12 protein-coding genes and 1 riboswitch are annotated in these 17,222 nt (G+C 69.2%); of the genes, 5 read left to right on the top strand and 7 right to left on the bottom strand.

The features are described 5' to 3' along the window. Window positions 1–20: 20 nt before the first annotated feature. From PH203_RS24420 to gcvT, 7 genes are all read right to left on the bottom strand, one after another. A complete protein-coding gene (locus PH203_RS24420; protein ID WP_289922626.1) occupies window positions 21–4,217 on the bottom strand; it encodes a CHAT domain-containing protein in 4,197 nt (1,398 codons plus the stop codon). 254 nt (window positions 4,218–4,471) lie between these two features. Next, a complete protein-coding gene (locus tag PH203_RS24425) occupies window positions 4,472–4,642 on the bottom strand; it encodes a hypothetical protein (protein ID WP_289922627.1) in 171 nt (56 codons plus the stop codon). Between the two features lie 349 nt (window positions 4,643–4,991). Then, window positions 4,992–5,543, bottom strand: coding sequence for a Uma2 family endonuclease (locus PH203_RS24430; RefSeq protein WP_289922628.1), 552 nt, complete (start codon window positions 5,541–5,543; stop codon window positions 4,992–4,994). 1,152 nt (window positions 5,544–6,695) lie between these two features. Continuing rightward, window positions 6,696–8,063, bottom strand: a complete 1,368-nt coding sequence (locus tag PH203_RS24435) for an L-serine ammonia-lyase (RefSeq protein ID WP_289922629.1) — start codon at window positions 8,061–8,063, stop codon at window positions 6,696–6,698. Between the two features lie 56 nt (window positions 8,064–8,119). After that, window positions 8,120–9,409: a serine hydroxymethyltransferase gene (gene glyA / locus PH203_RS24440; protein ID WP_289922630.1), complete on the bottom strand. Its 1,290-nt coding sequence runs from the start codon at window positions 9,407–9,409 to the stop codon at window positions 8,120–8,122. Window positions 9,410–9,426: 17 nt separating this feature from the next. Continuing rightward, window positions 9,427–9,804 carry a glycine cleavage system protein GcvH gene (gcvH, locus tag PH203_RS24445; RefSeq protein ID WP_059198155.1) on the bottom strand — a complete coding sequence of 126 codons (378 nt, stop codon included), beginning with the start codon at window positions 9,802–9,804 and terminating at the stop codon, window positions 9,427–9,429. Between the two features lie 118 nt (window positions 9,805–9,922). Continuing rightward, window positions 9,923–11,056, bottom strand: a complete 1,134-nt coding sequence (gene gcvT, locus PH203_RS24450; RefSeq protein ID WP_289922631.1) for a glycine cleavage system aminomethyltransferase GcvT — start codon at window positions 11,054–11,056, stop codon at window positions 9,923–9,925. Window positions 11,057–11,212: 156 nt separating this feature from the next. Next, window positions 11,213–11,308, bottom strand: a riboswitch (glycine riboswitch). A gap of 190 nt (window positions 11,309–11,498) precedes the next feature. Between gcvT and PH203_RS24455 the strand changes: the two genes are divergently transcribed. The 5 genes from PH203_RS24455 to PH203_RS24475 all read left to right on the top strand — a co-directional run bounded on the left by PH203_RS24455 (window position 11,499) and on the right by PH203_RS24475 (window position 17,198). Then, a complete protein-coding gene (locus tag PH203_RS24455; protein WP_289922632.1) occupies window positions 11,499–12,161 on the top strand; it encodes an AAA family ATPase in 663 nt (220 codons plus the stop codon). Window positions 12,162–12,242: 81 nt separating this feature from the next. Further along, window positions 12,243–13,013, top strand: coding sequence for an enhanced serine sensitivity protein SseB (locus tag PH203_RS24460; protein WP_289922633.1), 771 nt, complete (start codon window positions 12,243–12,245; stop codon window positions 13,011–13,013). Window positions 13,014–13,187: 174 nt separating this feature from the next. Beyond that, complete coding sequence (locus PH203_RS24465; RefSeq protein ID WP_289922634.1) at window positions 13,188–13,991, top strand: enhanced serine sensitivity protein SseB C-terminal domain-containing protein; 804 nt, start codon at window positions 13,188–13,190, stop codon at window positions 13,989–13,991. A 333-nt stretch (window positions 13,992–14,324) separates the two neighbouring features. After that, the gene (locus PH203_RS24470) at window positions 14,325–15,332 is read left to right on the top strand and encodes an ABC transporter permease (RefSeq protein WP_289922635.1); all 1,008 of its coding nucleotides are present in this window, start codon (window positions 14,325–14,327) and stop codon (window positions 15,330–15,332) included. Between the two features lie 69 nt (window positions 15,333–15,401). After that, window positions 15,402–17,198 (top strand): ABC transporter substrate-binding protein, encoded by a 1,797-nt coding sequence (locus PH203_RS24475; protein WP_289922636.1) that lies wholly within the window; start codon window positions 15,402–15,404, stop codon window positions 17,196–17,198. Window positions 17,199–17,222: the final 24 nt, after the last annotated feature.

Consider the following 17,222-nt stretch of genomic DNA (forward strand, 5'->3'; position numbering starts at 1 on the left):
CACGTACTCCTCTCCGGGGCTCAGCCGCCGCTGTGCAGATGCGCGGCCCATTTCCACGGCTGCTGTGCACCCAGGGAGTCGCGGAGGGCGCGGACCGTATCGTGCAGGGCGTCGGCGGCGGTGGTGTCAGAGAGGCTGTGGGGAGCCTGCCTGGCGACCCGCTGGTAGAACATCCTGGCCGCGAAGAGGGCCGACTCATCGGTGATCGGCCACAGAGTGGCGATCACATGCCGGTAGCCAGCGAGTTGGAAGGCCGAGGACAGGTGGAGCGCCTCGTCCGCGAGCCTCGGCGGTCCGCTGCGCGCCGTGGCACAGGTCGACAGATACGCGAGGTCCGCATCGGCCAGGTGCAGCCGGGCCAGGTCGGTGACGGTCAGCGGGTGGCTGCGGTGGTCGGCGAGTACCAGGCAGCTGGCGGAGGGTGTGGTCATGTCGCTGGTCGCGTGGCAGGCGAAGTGCGCCGACCGGTGGCGGGGCAGCTCCCGGATCACGGTGGCGAAGTCGGCCCGTGCGTCCATGGGGACATCCGGCTGCTTCGCCCTGGCCTGCTGCACATCGCCGTACAGGACGTCCACTTGGCCGGGCCATTCCCTGACCACCGCGTCTGCCTCGGCCATGACGAACGGCAGAGGCACCACGCCCGGCGCGCTCGGCACGGCGACCGCAAGCAGTCCGCCCGGACCTGCTGCGGCAGGGGAGCGGCGGGCGTACGTCAGGGCGCGGATCGTGGGCGTGTAGGACGAGACGACACGGTCGAGCACCGTACGCGGGACCGGGTCGAAGCGTGTGGAGTGATCGCCCGCGGCGTGCAGCGGCAGGAAGGACAGCGGACCCGCCGGGCACCACCAGATACGCGGCCATCGCCCGTCCGGCGCCGAGCCGCCCCTCTCCGTCATGCCCAGGGCGTCGAGCACCGGTTCGGTCACGGCGTCCCAGAGCCAGCGAAGGACGTCGTGCAGGCCCTGCTCCGCGCGCTCGGTCAGACCCGCGATGTGGTGCAGGTCCACTGAGTTCTGGAACGTCACCAACTGCTCGACCAGGGCGTCCGGTGTCAGCTGCGGCAGGCGCGCCACCCGTATCCCCTCGGGTGTGAGGAGCAGAGCGTCGGACCGGATGGCGCTGACGGTGAGAAGCACGATCGGGCCTCGCCGGGCCGCCGTGAGCAACTCGTCCGCCGGGGTGGGGAGCCCGAAGTGCTGCAGGCCCGGCAAGGCGCGGATCGTGCCGACGACCTGTTCGAGTTCCTCTCTGAGCTGCTGACGGTGATCAGCGCCCCTGCCGGGCGGCGCCCACTCGCCCCAGTTGGACACCCCCGGTGCTCCGCCGGCGGAGGCGCGGTCCAATTGGTCGCACAGGCGTACGAAATCGGTGGCCAGGTGCCGCTTCTGCGGAGGCAGGGCGGCCAGGTCGATCCGGGTGTCCAGCGCGCGGCTCAGGAGCAGGCCGCGGCCGAACTCCCAGAACTCCACTGCCTGTTCGGGCTGCCCGGCCTGCAGGAAGCAGGCTGCCCCGTCGCTTCCCAGGAGGGTCAGCTCGGCGAGCCAGTGCTCCTGGTCCAAGCGGTTCATCCCTCGCGGCGTCACGTAGGCGAGCAGCTCGGCCACCCCCTTGTACCCCTGCGCCGCCACGGCCCAGCTGCCGGCGTCAGCCGCCGCGCGGCCCCATAGCCGGGCGGCCCTGGCCCGCATGATTGGCGGCGCCTCCATGACGCGCGCCGCCTCTTGGCAGAGTGCGACCGTTTCGTCGAGATCGGCGGTCGTCGGGGTGTGGGCGGCACGCTGGCGGAGGCCTTCGGCGAGGGCGAGGAGTTGGGTGGCCCGTGTCGGATGCCCTGGCGGCGTAAGGTCCAGAGCTTCCCGGCACTGCTCGATGGCCGAGTCCAGGTAGCCGGGTGCTCCGTCGTGCTCCGACCGCTTCCTCAGCGCGTTGCTCAGGTTGACCAGATACCGGGCCCGGTCGTGGTGGCCACGCATGGCGGCGACGGCCTGTCGGCTCAACTCCACGGCCTCGTCCAGGTCCTCGATGGTGCCGCGTGCCGCGAGCGCGTTGCCGAGGCTGATCAGGCGGCGGGGCCGGTCGGCGTGATCGCCGGGTGTGGAGTCCAGCGCCTGGCGGTCCACCGTGATGGCCTCCTCCAAGTCCGTCTGGTTGCCGCTGTGTTCGAACCGGATGTGCAGCGCGATGCCCAGGTTGGCCAGGCAGATGGTGTGGGCTCGTGGATCGGGGGCGTTCGCCTGCGCTGCGCGGCGCTGGACGTCGACGGATTCGTTCAGGAAGCCGAGTTCTCCGGTCAGTTCGTAGAAGCGGAACATGATGCCGCCGAGGTTGGTGAGCACCTGGGCGGATCGGGGGGAGTCGGCAGGCACTGCCGCCACGGCTTGTCGAGTGACCTCGACGGCCTCGGCGAGGTCGTCCTGGCGGCCATGGCGCTCGTAGCTTCTGCGCAGCGCGATACCCAGGTTGACCAGCGCCCCGACGGCGGTGGCGCTGTCCGGGGCCAGGTGCCGACGCGCGGCGGCGACGGCACGGCGGCCTTCCGCGACCGCCTCCTCCAGAGCGGTCGTATCTCCGGTGTGTTCGTAGCGATCGACAAGGGCGACGCACAGCATGGCCGACACGTGCGTCCGGGCTCGGACCGTCTTCAGGTCTGCACCCGCGGCCTGTTGGTAGCTCTTGATCGCTTCGTCCAGGTCGGGCAGGCCATGGCTGTGCTCGTAGCGGGTCAGGAGGCTGGTGCCCAGGTTGGCCAGCGCCACGGCGTCGTCGGCTCGGGTGGCCTGACGGCCCGACTCGATCGCTTCGTCCAGGTCGGTGCGGTCTTGGGCGCGCTCGAAGCGGTCCCGCAGCAGCTCGCTGAGGACCATCAGGTACCGGCGCCGGTCAGGGTGGTCGGCAGGCGTGGCTGCCAGCAACTCGCGCCGGGCCGCCACAGCGGCGTCGAGGTCCTCCCTATCACCGGCGTGATCGAATCGGGTCTGCAGCGCCCTGGCCAGGGTGTCGAGTATCGCCGCACGGGTGGAGTGGCCGGGCGGGGTCGAGGCCACGGCCTGTCGGCTGAGGTCGATCGCCTCGTCCAGTTCGCCGCGGTCGTGGGCGTGCTCGAAACGCAGGCAGAGGGCGCCACTGAGGTTCGACTGGAGTCCGCTCACCTTTGGATGCCCGGGGGGCAGAGGCCGTATGGCCTCCCGGTAGAGCACAATCGCCTCGTCCAGGTCGGCGGGGTCGTTCGAGCGGCCATAGCGGGACACGAGAGCGCCGCCGAGGTTCGACACCACGGCCGCGCGAACGGGATGCCCGTGGGGCAGCAGGTCGGCTGCCTGCCGCAGCAGGGTGACGGCCTGTTTCAGGTCCGCCGCCTTGCCGTTCCGCTCGTATCGGCCCCGCAGATTCGCCCCCAGATTGGACAGGATCTGCGCGCGAGCGGGGTGGTCGGCCCGGGCCGCTGTGCGTGCCTTGCGGCCGACCGTGATGGCCTCGTCCAAGTCGGCGGGCTGCTGGGCTAGGTCGAACCGCATGCCCAGGGCATTGCCGAGATTGGACAGCGCGGAGGCGTGATCGGGATGCGAGGGCGGAGAGACAGTGACTGCCTCCCGGCTGACCTCTATGGCCTCGTCCAGGTCCTCGGGGGCGCCCTTGAGCTCGAACCTCTGCTCCAGCGCGTCATCCAGAGCCGCCAGGTAGCGGCCCCGGTTCGGATGGTCGCGGGGAAGCTCGCGCAGCGCCTCTCGGAGGAGATGCACCGCCTCATCCAGAGAGTGGGGGGCGTTTGGTGCCAATCGCACAACGTCAAGGGCCCGTTCGGCATCCGCCTCGGCACCACTTTGCGGCGCAGTCCGATCGGCCTTTGGGCCTGCAGAATCCAAGCGGATGAGTGGACGGAGTTCGGGCGGCACCATCTCGGGAGCGACGATGTCCAGCAGCGTGAACAGTTGCACCGCGATGAACAGCTCCTGCTGATCCTGGCCGGCGGGCAGCACCTGGAAACGGGCGAAGTGCAGCATGCCGCAGAGGCTCAGCGTCTCGGCGCCAGCCCGACCTTCGGGCAAGTCCCCGAGCAGCACGCGTGCTTCGTCGAGCGCGGAGTCGCCCAGGACAGCGTCGGTGTCGCCGGCGCGGACGAATCGAGCCAGCCGCGCGCGGAGCGCGGCGATCGTCTCTTCCGTCGTCGGCGCCTTCCGCTTCTTCCACTTCATCGCACTCACCGCGTCCTGCTCCATGTCTCCCTACCAGCAGGGTCGCGCCAGCGCTTGACGACGGACAGGGGCCGAACGTCCCAGGTGGCGGCACAGAAGCATGATCAGAGCGCGACCGGTTGCCCCTCAACGCGCTCGGCTCCCATTCGCGTGCCACTGCATCATGGCCACCGTGCTCGACGAAGGGGATATATTAGGAAGAAGTGTTCGTCCCGTCATCTCCGCAAGAGGGCTTCTCGGAACCGAGCGATCCGGGCGCGGCTCGACAGGACCCACACTTACTTCAGCTCGCCCTTGGGCAACGGCCGGTTGATGGCCCGGAACTCGTGGTGCTGCTGGTACTCGCTCACATCCGTCCGGACTACCGACAGATGCTGCGGCCCGGCAAGCTCTACCTTGCGGCTCGGGGTGCAGGCCTTCATCGAGACGGGGTGCGGAAGACGCGCCATGTGCCGTAGGTGCCGGCGGGCAGCTTGTCGAGGACCTTCTTCGCGGCGCGCCGCGGTCAGTGCGGCGGGCCTGGTCGGCGGCGCCCTCGTACTCGCGAGACGCGGCCTCGATCTGCTCGACCGGGGGGTGGGTTCAGCACTGGAGTCCTGCCCGACGGGGCCCGGCCCAGCCCGCCGCCGGGCCTTCCTGGGGCCAGAATGAGGCCGGAAGGGCAGGGAAACACCGGGAGTGATCACCAAACCCGGGGCGCCCCAATGCGTGGAAGCTCTTCCGTCGCGGTTTCGATGATCCTGCGTGCGCCGACCGGCTGCCGGGCCTCTTCCTGCTTCGGGGCGCGTTTTCTCAGACTCAGTGAGTGTCGGGCTCCGGGTCCGGGAGGGGGAGTTCGTCGAGGTCGAGGGTGAAGGTGCGGCCGTCGGCCAGGGGGATGGGGAGCTTGCCTGTGCCGTATGCGCGGGTGTGGGCGGTGCTGTAGCCGCTGGAGGTGGGCTCGGTGTGCAGGACGACTTCCCGCGCGTAGGGATCCACGACGAGGTAGACGGGGATGCCGTACCGGCCGTACTTCGCGGTGCAGTCGTCGTAATCCTTGCGTGCCGAGGACGTGGAGACGACCTCCGAGATCAACAGGACGTCCTCGAAGCTGTAGCGCTTGCCCTCCTTGCGCGCGTCCTCGCGCAGGATGGCCAGGTCGGGGGCGGAGTTCTCGTCGGCGGGGAAGTCGATGTAGACGTCCGAGGTGACCTTCGCATGACGGCCGAGGGCGAGAGAGTCGATCTGCATCGACCTGATCGTGCTGGAGTGCTCTTCGCTCTGCGGGGTCATGATGATCTTTCCGTCGACGCCGAAGAACACCACATATCCCGCGGGGAACTCGGTGTGCGTGATCGCGTCGACACTCATGGACGGTGCTCCTTCCCGTGTGCCGTCATGATACGGCGGACAGAGTCGTCCCACGGGTGGACTTCCGTGGCCTGCGCGCACCACAGGGGGCCGGTCCGCACGAGCGGCCGCCGTGACGCGGGGCGTGAGCTGGGCCCGTAGGTGTTCAGACGCAGCAGCTGGCGTTGGGTGACTTTCAGGGGCGGCGGCCATCTTCCGGGTGGCCATGGGGTGGCCGGACGCCTTTGGGGGTTGCGGTACGAGGCACCGGCGCCCGGTACAACGCATGTGGTTTGATCAGGCACAACGACCTCTGGCGGCATCAGTCGTCACCAGGGCCGGGCAGGCTGGATGGGCACCAGGTCCGCCGCTGTCCCGCCTGGGCCCGCCGGTTCACCCTCGCGATGCCGGCCCACGCCTTCCTCGCCGTCGTCCGCGCGCCGACGAACACGCGCACCGGCCCACGCCGGACGACGTGATCCCGTTTGTCCTGCGACGAGGCTGGGGACGGTCTCTCCCGGGGCTGCTTCGAACGGTTCGATACCGAGAGGGAAGGTCTTCGGGGCGTACTGCGCCACCACCATCGGCGGGTAGGAAAGCGTCGGGCGGTGTGTACCGCGCGGCACGGCGATGTGTACGGCTGCGGGGGTGTCGTCGATCAGCTCATGCAGGGCCAGGGCGGATTCCCGCACAAGACGGCGCGAGGGGCCCGTGCGCACACGGCCAGCAGATCCGCGTGCGCCGTTTCCGGGGCGTCTGCCCGCCGGTACACCCCCACGGGACAGTTCGTCTATCTCCCCCTCCATGACCAAGTGCGCCAGATCGCGATGGGGAGAGCAGGGCCTGTCGCGCCTGCTCCGTCGTGAATGTGGGGGAAAGGCCGGCCGCTGCTCCAAGCGCGGGTTTTCCGCAGCGTTCATGTATCGAATGGCACCCCTTGAGCGGGGGTGGGGGATCGATTTGATACATCAGCTGGTGGGTGAGCGGCACATCCGGCGTTGATCACGTGCCGCGAACCTGCAGGTCAAAAGCCCTTTCCAGGGGGATGTCCCAGGGACTTTTCAGGGACTTTCACGTCTGCCCCAGGGAGTCTCCAGGCGCTTTCCGCCGCGTAAGCAGGAAAGGCCCCGACAGCGCCGAAAGACACGAACGCGCTGTTCAGGCCCCCTTCCCTCAGCACTCGATGATGTTCACCGCAAGCCCGCCCCGAGCCGTCTCCTTGTACTTCACGCTCATGTCCGCCCCGGTGTCCTTCATGGTCTTGATGACCTTGTCGAGGGACACCTTGTGCGAGCCGTCGCCGCGCATCGCCATCCGTGCCGCGGTCACCGCCTTCACCGCGGCCATGCCGTTGCGCTCGATGCAGGGGATCTGGACCAGGCCGCCGACCGGGTCGCAGGTCAGCCCCAGGTTGTGCTCCATGCCGATCTCGGCCGCGTTCTCGACCTGCTCGGGGGAGCCGCCGAGGACCTCCGCCAGCGCCCCCGCCGCCATGGAGCAGGCCGAGCCGACCTCGCCCTGGCAGCCGACCTCGGCGCCGGAGATGGAGGCGTTCTCCTTGAAGAGCATGCCGATCGCGCCGGCGGCCAGCAGGAAGCGGACCACGCCGTCCTCGTCGGCGCCGGGCACGAAGTTGATGTAGTAGTGCAGGACCGCCGGGATGATGCCGGCCGCGCCGTTCGTCGGGGCGGTCACGACACGTCCGCCGGCCGCGTTCTCCTCGTTGACCGCCATCGCGTAGAGCGTGATCCACTCCATCGCGTGGGCCAACGGGTCGCCCTCCGCCCGGAGTTGACGGGCCGTCACCGCGGCCCGGCGCTTGACCCGCAGTCCGCCCGGCAGGATGCCCTCACGGGACATGCCGCGCGAGACGCACGCCTGCATGACCCGCCAGATCTCCAGCAGGCCCGCGCGGATCTCCTCCTCGGTCCGCCAGGAGCGTTCGTTCTCCAGCATCAGCGCGGAGATCGACAGACCCGTCTCCTTCGTCAGGCGCAGCAGCTCGTCGCCCGTGCGGAAGGGGTACTTCAGGACCGTGTCGTCCAGCTTGATGCGGTCCTCGCCGACTGCGTCCTCGTCGACGACGAAGCCGCCGCCGACCGAGTAGTACGTCTTGGACAGGAGCTCCGTGCCCGAGGCGTCGTACGCCCACAGCGTCATGCCGTTGGCGTGGTACGGGAGGGCCTTGCGGCGGTGCAGGACCAGGTCGTCGTCGAAGGAGAAGGGGATCTCCCGCTCGCCCAGGAGCTTCAGAAGACCGGACTGCTTGATCTCCTCCACCCGCTCGTCCGCCCCCTCCACGTCGACCGTGCGGGGAGAGGATCCCTCAAGTCCCAGCAGCACCGCCTTCGGGGTGCCGTGGCCGTGGCCGGTCGCGCCCAGGGAGCCGTAGAGCTCCGAGCGGACCGAGGCGACGGAGGGCAGCAGACCCTCGTTGCGCAGACGGCGGGCGAACATACGGGCCGCACGCATCGGGCCGACCGTGTGTGAGCTCGACGGGCCGATGCCGATCGAGAACAGGTCGAAGACCGAGATGGCCACGGGGACTCCTAGAGAAAGGGTGGGGGCACACATCCTCGGGTGCCCCCACCAGGGAACTACTGCTTGCTCAGGCCGGGGTAGAGCGGGTGCTTGCCGGCCAGGGCCCTGACCCGGGCCTTCAGGGCCTCCGCGTCGGCCCCCTGGAAGGGAGAGGGCGCCTTCAGGGTCTCCGCGATGACGTCCGCGACCTCGGCGAAGTCCTCGGCCGTGAAGCCGCGGGTCGCCAGGGCCGGGGTGCCGATCCGCAGGCCGGACGTCACCATGGGCGGGCGCGGGTCGTTGGGGACGGCGTTGCGGTTGACCGTGATGCCGACCTCGTGGAGACGGTCCTCGGCTTGCTGGCCGTCCAGCTCCGACTCGCGCAGGTCCACCAGGATGAGGTGCACGTCCGTGCCACCGGACAGCACGTTCACCCCCGCCTCGCGGGCGTCCGCGGCCGTCAGACGCTCGGCGAGGATCTGCGCACCCTCCACCGTACGCCGCTGGCGCTCCTTGAACTCCTCCGAGGCCGCGACCTTGAAGGAGACCGCCTTCGCCGCGATCACATGCTCCAGGGGGCCGCCCTGGAAGCCCGGGAAGACAGAGGAGTTCAGCTTCTTCGCGAAGCCCTGCTTCGCCAGGATGATGCCGCCGCGCGGGCCGCCGAGGGTCTTGTGGGTCGTGGAGGTGACCACGTCCGCGTACTCGACCGGGTTCGGGTGCAGGCCCGCCGCGACCAGACCGGCGAAGTGCGCCATGTCCACCCACAGATACGCCTCGACCTCGTCCGCGATCCGGCGGAACTCGGCGAAGTCCAGCTGCCGCGGGTACGCCGACCAGCCGACGATGATCACCTTCGGGCGGTGCTCCTTGGCGAGGCGCTCGACCTCGGCCATGTCGACCAGGCCGGCGTCGTCCACGTGGTAGGCGACCACGTTGAACTGCTTGCCCGAGAAGTTCAGCCGCATCCCGTGGGTCAGGTGGCCGCCGTGGGCCAGGTCCAGGCCGAGGATGGTGTCGCCGGGCTGGGCCAGCGCGAACAGCGCCGCCTGGTTGGCGGAGGCGCCGGAGTGGGGCTGGACGTTGGCGTACTCGGCGCCGAACAGCTCCTTGACCCGGTCGATGGCGATCTGCTCGGCGACGTCGACGTGCTCGCAGCCGCCGTAGTAACGCCGGCCGGGGTAGCCCTCGGCGTACTTGTTGGTCAGGACCGAGCCCTGCGCCTCCATGACCGCGACCGGCGCGAAGTTCTCGGAGGCGATCATCTCGAGCGTGGACTGCTGACGGTTCAGCTCGGCGTCGACGGCGGCGGCGACATCCGGGTCCAGCTCATGCAGGGACGTGTTCAGAAGCGACTTGTCGGACATGCGGTGCTTACGACCTCTCAGCCGGCGGAAAAGGCGGTGTACTCGTCGGCGGAGAGCAGGTCGGCCGGCTCCTCCGCGATCCGTACCTTGAACAGCCAGCCGCCCTCGAAGGGGGCGGAGTTCACCAGCGACGGGTCGTTGACGACGTCCTCGTTGACCTCGGTGACCTCACCGGAGACCGGCGAGTACAGGTCGGAGACCGACTTGGTCGACTCCAGCTCGCCGCAGGTCTCGCCCGCGGTCACCGTGTCACCGACTTCCGGGAGCTGCACGAAGACGACATCGCCGAGCGCGTTGGCCGCGTGCTCCGTGATGCCGACCGTCGAGACGCCGTCCTCGGCGCCCGACAGCCACTCGTGCTCCTTGCTGTAGCGCAGCTGCTGGGGGTTGCTCATGGCCTGAATTCTCCTGTACGCGGGGGAGTGCTGATGGTTGGGGGACTGCTGGAAACGCGTGTGAGCAGCGGAAATGTGCGCAGGGTCACGCGCGGGGGCGCAGCCGTGCGTCCAGTGTCTACTTCTGGCGCTTGTAGAAGGGCAGAGCCACGACCTCGTACGGCTCGTGACTGCCCCGGATGTCCACACCGACCCCGGCCGTGCCCGGCGCGGAGTGCGCGGCGTCGACGTACGCCATCGCGATCGGCTTGCCCAGGGTGGGGGAGGGGGCGCCGGAGGTGACCTCGCCGATCACCTGGCCGTCGGCGACCACGGCGTACCCGGCGCGGGGGACCCGGCGGCCCTCGGCGACCAGGCCGACGAGGACACGCGGCGGGGCCGAGGCGGCGCGCTCGGCGGCGGCCTCCAGCGCCGTACGCCCGACGAAGTCGCCGTCCTTCTCGAACTTCACCACGCGCCCGAGGCCCGCGTCGAAGGGGGTCAGGTCGGTCGACAGCTCATGCCCGTACAGCGGCATGCCCGCCTCCAGGCGCAGGGTGTCACGGCAGGACAGTCCGCAGGGGACCAGCCCGGCGCCCTCGCCCGCCTTGGTCAGGGCCTGCCACAGCTCGACCGCGTGCTCGGGCTGCACGAACAGCTCGAAGCCGTCCTCGCCGGTGTAGCCGGTGCGGGCGATCAGCGCCGGGACGCCGGCGACCGTGCCGGGCAGACCGGCGTAGTACTTCAGTCCGTCGAGGTCGGCGTCGGTGAGCGACTTCAGGATGCCGGGGGACTCGGGGCCCTGGACGGCGATCAGGGCGTACGCGTCCCGGTCGTCGCGCACCTCGGCGTCGAAGCCGGCGGAACGCTCGACGAGGGCGTCCAGCACGACCTGGGCGTTGGAGGCGTTGGCGACCACCATGTATTCAGAAGAACCGGCCTCGGTCTCGGCGAGCCGGTAGACGATCAGGTCGTCGAGGATGCCGCCGTCCTCGCGGCAGATCATGGTGTAGCGGGCGCGGCCGACGCCGACGGAGGCGATGTTGCCGACGAGGGCGAAGTTCAGCAGGGCGGCGGCCTGCGGCCCGGTCACCGTGATCTCGCCCATGTGGGAGAGGTCGAAGAGCCCGGCCTTGGTGCGGACGGCGTTGTGCTCGTCGCGCTCGGAGCCGTAGCGCAGGGGCATGTCCCAGCCGGCGAAGTCGGTCATCGTCGCGCCGAGCGAACGATGCAGAGCATCGAGCGCGGTGAGGCGGGGTTCAGTGCTGCTCATCGGACGGTTGTCTCCCTGGGATCCACGGCATGACGGGCGAGGTCGTTCCTCCCCATCTGTCATCGGAACCTGAGAGGTTCGCCATGATCGTCAAAAGATCCTGGCTTGCACCTTGGGTGGAGCCACCGGAAACGGTGACCCGCTTTTCAGATGTGCCTCGCCCGCGCGGTAACGGGGCCTGAGAGATTCAAGGGAGGGACTTGCTCCTTCGGCGCCCCAGCCCAGGGCTGGGAACTCTCCCGCGCGGATTCAAACGGCCGGTATGCAGTTGGCGCGGACATCATTGCACGCATCGGCCACGGGTGGCAGGGTCAGCTCCGCTCTGCCCTTTGTGACTGGCTTGTGGCAGGACGATCACCAAAACAGGAGACACACCCCATTACCTTCTCTTTACGCTCGGTGGGGAGGGGAACCCCCCTGACCCCGGAGGAGGACGATCACGGTGAACAGGCCCACTGCGTACGCCACCACCTCGGCCGTCGCGCTGCCCGCGCAGCCGACCGCTCCGGCCCGGGAGGCCTGCGCACCGCAGCCGGTCGTCCGCGACCTGCGCGACCGTGCCGGGCACAGCTCGCACGCCCTGCTCTTCGCCCCCGACGACCTGGTCGTGATCACCGGCCTGCCCGGCAGCGGCAAGTCCACCCTGATGCAGCGGACCGTCAAGGGCATGCGCATCGACTCCCAGGACACCCGCGACCGCTTCGACGAGCGGACGCCGCGCTTCCTGCCGTACGCGGTCTACCGGCCCCTGGTCCGGGCCGCGCACTACCTCGGTCTGTTCCGCGCCCTGCGCTCCGGCCACGGGGTCGTGGTGCACGACTGCGGCACCCAGTCCTGGGTGCGCGGCTGGCTGGCCCGCCACGCCCGCCGCCGTGGCGGCACCCTGCATCTGCTGCTGCTCGACGTCACCCCGGACACCGCCCTGGCCGGTCAGCGCGAGCGCGGCCGCGGTGTCTCGAAGTACGCCTTCCTGCGGCACCGCACGGCGGCCGCCCGGCTGATCCGCTCCGTGGAGAAGGGCGAGCTGCCGCAGGGCGTCGGCTCGGCGGTGCTGCTCGACCGGGACGCGGCAAACACCCTGCGCCGCATCGGCTTCACAGGCTGACACCGGCCGCCGCCGCACCCGTTAGCCTTTTCAGCCACAGACAAGCAGGCGCACAGCAGGACTCGGCAGGCGGACGAAGAGATGGCATTCCCGGCACAGGCACACCCCCACCCGCACGGCGGCGGATGGCCCGGCAACGAGCTGGAGGAGGTGCTCTCGGCCTCCCTCGGCATGTCCTCGGCGGGCGGCCGGATCATCGAGGTCCTGGGCCGCAGCTTCATCTGGATCCCCCTGCCCAACGGCGGCGGCCCGGACAGCGGCCCGCTGGACCTGCCCAGCATGCAGATCGAGGGCGGGACGTACGTCCCGGTCTTCAGCTCCGAGGAGCAGTTCCGCCAGGTCGCCGGCGGACACATGTCGTACACCATCGCCCCGGCGGTCGAGTTCGCCCGCGGTCTGCCCCCGCAGGTCGGCATCGCCGTGAACCCGGACGGCGTGGTCGGCGTCCCCCTGCCGCCCGAGGCCGTCGCCGAGCTCTGCCGGGTGGGCCGCACCCCGCTCGACGGCCCCAACACCGGCGGCCGGGTCAAGCTCTTCGAGCCCGACTGGCAGGACGACCCGGTCGACTTCCTCGCCACCGCCTCCGCCGAGTTCGCCGCGACGGGAGTCGTCCGCACGGCCCGCCGCTGCCTGGCCGCGATCGAGACGGCCGAGCCCGTCATGTTCGTGGGCGTGGAACTCTCCCAATGGGAGGGTGACTTGCGTACCCTCCCGATGGACGCACTGGGCCGGGCGCTGGGGCAGACCCCGGTGCGGTGGCAGGTGAACCTGGTCCTGCTGGACGTGGCGGACGATCCGGTGGGTCATTGGATGCGCGAGAAGGTAAGGCCCTTCTACCAGGATGCCTTGTAGACGGGCCTTGCGGCATCGCCGGTCAAGGGGCGCGGGGCTGGGTCGGTATGCGGCTCCGCCGCGGGACGCGATCAACCCCCACGACCCGCACCCCGCAGACAGCAGTAAGCCCCGAGCTCCCACCGCTTAAGCTGTCGGCAGACACCCGCAGTTTTCCCGAAGGGGCGGAACGACGTGAGCGCCAGCGGCACCGGCACCGCGACCGGCACGGTCGAGCACATGCTGCGCCAGGTGACGCCGGGGCGCTACGACGCCTACGAGGCGCTCCTCCGTGCCCTCGCGACCCCGTCCTCCGGCCAGATCTGGATGCTCCTCTGGCACGGCCAGGCCGGATCGCCGGACGCCCAGTACGGAAACATGGAGGTCGACGGGCACGGGTACGCCCCGTGCGTCACGTCCGCCCAGGAACTGAGCGCGAGCGGATGGAACCGCTCGTACGAAGTGGTCGACGGCATCGACGTGGCCCGCACCCTCTACCCCGACCACTACGGTCTCTGGCTCAACCCGCACGCCCCCGGCGGCGGCGTCGGCATCCCCTGGCTCGACCTGCGCCGGATCGCGACCGGTCTGGAGCGTCAGCCCGCGGGGCCGCTGCGGCTGTCGGAGCCCGGTATCGAGATCCCGCAGTTCTACGCCCTGATCGCGCACAACGCCCATCGCACCCCGGCCGTCCGCTCGCTGCGCCGCGCCTGGGTGCAGCCCGCGCTCGGGGCGCCGTACCTCGCCATCGGCCTGGATGTGTACGACACCAGCCCGCAGGCCGTGGACTCGGTGCGCGCGATGATGCAGCAGTCCATCGGCGTGGTCCCGGACGGCCTGCCGGTGTCGACGGTGGCGATGTCCGACGAGTACGACCCGGTCGCGATGTGGATGCGGGCCGGTGCCCGTCCCTTCTACGACCGTGAGGCCCACGCGGCCGCCCCGGCCCAGGCTCCGGCGGCCGGCTACGGCTACCCTCCGGCACCCGGCGGCTACTGAACCGTACGGCGACCGCTCGACGAGCACACGATCACAGTCTCCCGTGTTACGGGAGTGTGTCTTCGCGCGTAGATGAGGTCGGAAGGCCCCACGAGGCCCTTATTGCCCCAACTGGTGTTCGTCCGGCGGCCGTTACCCGCTGTCCGGATAACGGAACCCCCCAGCCCGCATCACGTTTACGCATCCATTCCCCGTCAAGTCTGGCAACAGATCGCCAAAGCGTTGAAGACTCCCGCTCCAGGGGTGGTTCGCCCCTGTGTACGACGGACTGATCACGCCGCTACAGCGGCAAGTGCGGGCCGGCTACCGCCGGTTGAGAGGGGTCCCTGCCAGATGACGGCACCATTGCACGAGCCGACCGCGGAAGCGGCCCCGAGCGCGGCCGAAGAAGCGGCGGCAGTCAGCGCCGACGCGAAGGCCGTACAGGGTCGTTCCCTGGGCCGGATCGCCTGGGAGCGCCTCAAGCGGGACAAACTCGCCCTCACGGGCGGCGTCGTCGTGCTCCTTCTCATCGCGGTCGCGCTGCTCGCGCCCGTGATCACCGGCCTGCTCGACCAGGATCCGAACGAGTACCACGAGAACCTGATCGACCCGCTGTTCGGCACCCCCACGGGTTCCTTCGGCGGGATCAGCGGCGAACACCTGCTGGGCGTCGAGCCGGTCAACGGCCGCGACATCTTCGCCCGGATCCTCTACGGCGCCAGGATCTCCCTGCTCGTGGGCTTCCTGTCCGCGATCGTCGCCGTCGTCATCGGCACCGTCATGGGCATCCTGGCCGGCTTCTTCGGCGGCTGGGTCGACTCCCTGATCAGCCGGGTCATGGACGGTCTGCTGGCTTTCCCGCAGCTGCTCTTCATCATCGCGCTGGTCTCCGTCATGCCGAACGAGATGCTGGGACTGACCGGTACGGGCGTCCGCCTGTTCGTGATGATCCTGGTGATCGGCTTCTTCGGCTGGCCCTACATCGGACGCGTGGTGCGCGGCCAGACCCTCTCGATGCGTGAGCGCGAGTACGTCGAGGCGGCCCGTTCGCTGGGCGCCGGACGGTTCTACATCCTGTTCAAGGAACTGCTGCCCAACCTGGTCGCCCCGATCATCGTGTACACGACGATGATGATCCCCACCAACATCCTCACCGAGGCGGCACTCAGCTTCCTGGGCGTGGGCGTCAAGCCGCCCACGGCCTCCTGGGGGCAGATGCTCTCGAACGCGATCGACTACTACAAGTCGGATCCCACCTACATGGTGGTCCCGGGTGTAGCGATCTTCATCACGGTTCTTGCCTTCAACCTCTTCGGCGACGGCGTGCGGGACGCGCTGGACCCGAAGGGCTCCCGCTGAACTGCCGTACCCAAAGCGTCCCGTGGCACCAGCACGGGGTCTCTCATCAAATCCGGAGGATCCGAGATCGTGACTACCCAACGCACCTCAGGGCGGCGGAAGCAGGCGTTTGCCGCTGTCGCCGCGGTCGCCGCGCTGCTGACCACGGCGGCGTGCGGCGGCGGTGGCAATGACGACAACGAGGACTCGACGACGGGCGCGGCCGGCTTCAACGCCGCGAACAACAAGGTCGCCCAGGCCTCGCTGGCGAAGAAGGGCGGCGAGCTGAAGTTCGGCGGTGCCCAGGACGCCGACTCGTGGGACACCACGCGTGGCTACTACGGGTTCATGTGGAACTTCGCGCGCTACTACAGCCGTCAGCTCGTGACGGGTGCCGCCGCGCCCGGCGAGGCCGGCACCAAGCTCACCCCGGACCTCGCCACCGGCCTCGCCAAGGTCACGGACGACGGCAAGACCTACACGTACACCCTGCGTGACGGCATCACGTGGGAGGACGGCAAGCCGATCACGTCCAAGGACATCAAGTACGGCATCGAGCGCGTCTGGGCGCAGGACGTGCTGTCCGGCGGCCCGGTGTACCTGAAGGACGTCCTCGACCCCAAGGGCGAGTACAAGGGTCCCTACAAGGACACCTCCCCCGACAAGCTCGGTCTGAAGGCGATCGACACTCCGGACGACAAGACGATCGTCTTCCACCTCCCGGAGGCCAACGCCGACTTCGAGGACATCCTCGCCCTGGTCTCGGCCTCCCCGGTCCGCCAGGACAAGGACACCAAGTCCAAGTACGGCCTGAAGCCGTTCTCCTCCGGCCCGTACAAGTTCGAGTCGTACAGCCCGGGCAAGGACCTCGTCCTGGTCCGCAACACCAACTGGAAGCAGGCCTCGGACCCGGTCCGCAAGGCGTACCCGGACAAGATCTCGGTCAAGTTCTTCTCGAACGCCAACGACCTGGACGCCCGCCTCATCGCCGGTGACTACGACCTGGACATCAACCAGACCGGTCTGTCCCCGCAGGGCCGCACCACCGCCCTGCAGGAGCACAAGGCCAACCTGGACAACCCGGTCTCCGGCTACATCCGCTACGCGGCCTTCCCGCAGACCGTGAAGCCGTTCGACAACATCCACTGCCGCAAGGCCGTGATCTACGGCGCCGACCACGTCTCGCTGCAGACCGCGCGCGGTGGCCCGGTCGCCGGTGGTGACATCGGCACCAACATGCTCCCGCCGACCGTCCCCGGTTCCGAGGGCCAGTCGTACGACCCGTACGGCATCGCCGGCGCCAACAAGAACGGCAACGCCGCCAAGGCCAAGGAAGAGCTGAAGGCCTGCGGTCAGCCGAACGGCTTCAAGACCACCATCGCGGTGCGCAACAACAAGCCGGTCGAGGTGGCCACGGCCGAGTCCCTGCAGGCCTCGCTGAAGAAGATCGGCATCACCGCCGACATCGAGCAGTACGACGGCTCGCAGACCTCCGGCATCATCGGCAGCCCCTCCAACGTGGAGAAGAAGGGCTTCGGCATCATCATCATGGGCTGGGGCGCGGACTTCCCGTCCGTCCAGGGCTTCGGTCTGCCGCTGTGGGACGGCAAGTACATCCTTGAGAGCGGCAACAACAACTTCGGCATGATCGACGACAAGAAGATCAACGGCCTGTTCGACACCTACGTCAAGGAGCAGGACGACGCGGCCAAGCTGCAGCTCGCCAAGGACATCAACCACGCGGTGATGGACACCGGCGTCTACCTGCCGTTCGTCTTCGAGAAGTTCGTGAACTGGCGCGGCAGCCGTCTGGCCAACGTCTACACCTCGGACAACTACAGCGGTCAGTACGACTTCGTCAACCTCGGTCTGAAGTCCGCGAAGTAACCCGGCACACCCGCCGAACAGGCA

The organism is Streptomyces sp. S.PB5 (genome assembly GCF_030403745.1).
Classification (GTDB): Bacteria; Actinomycetota; Actinomycetes; order Streptomycetales; family Streptomycetaceae; genus Streptomyces.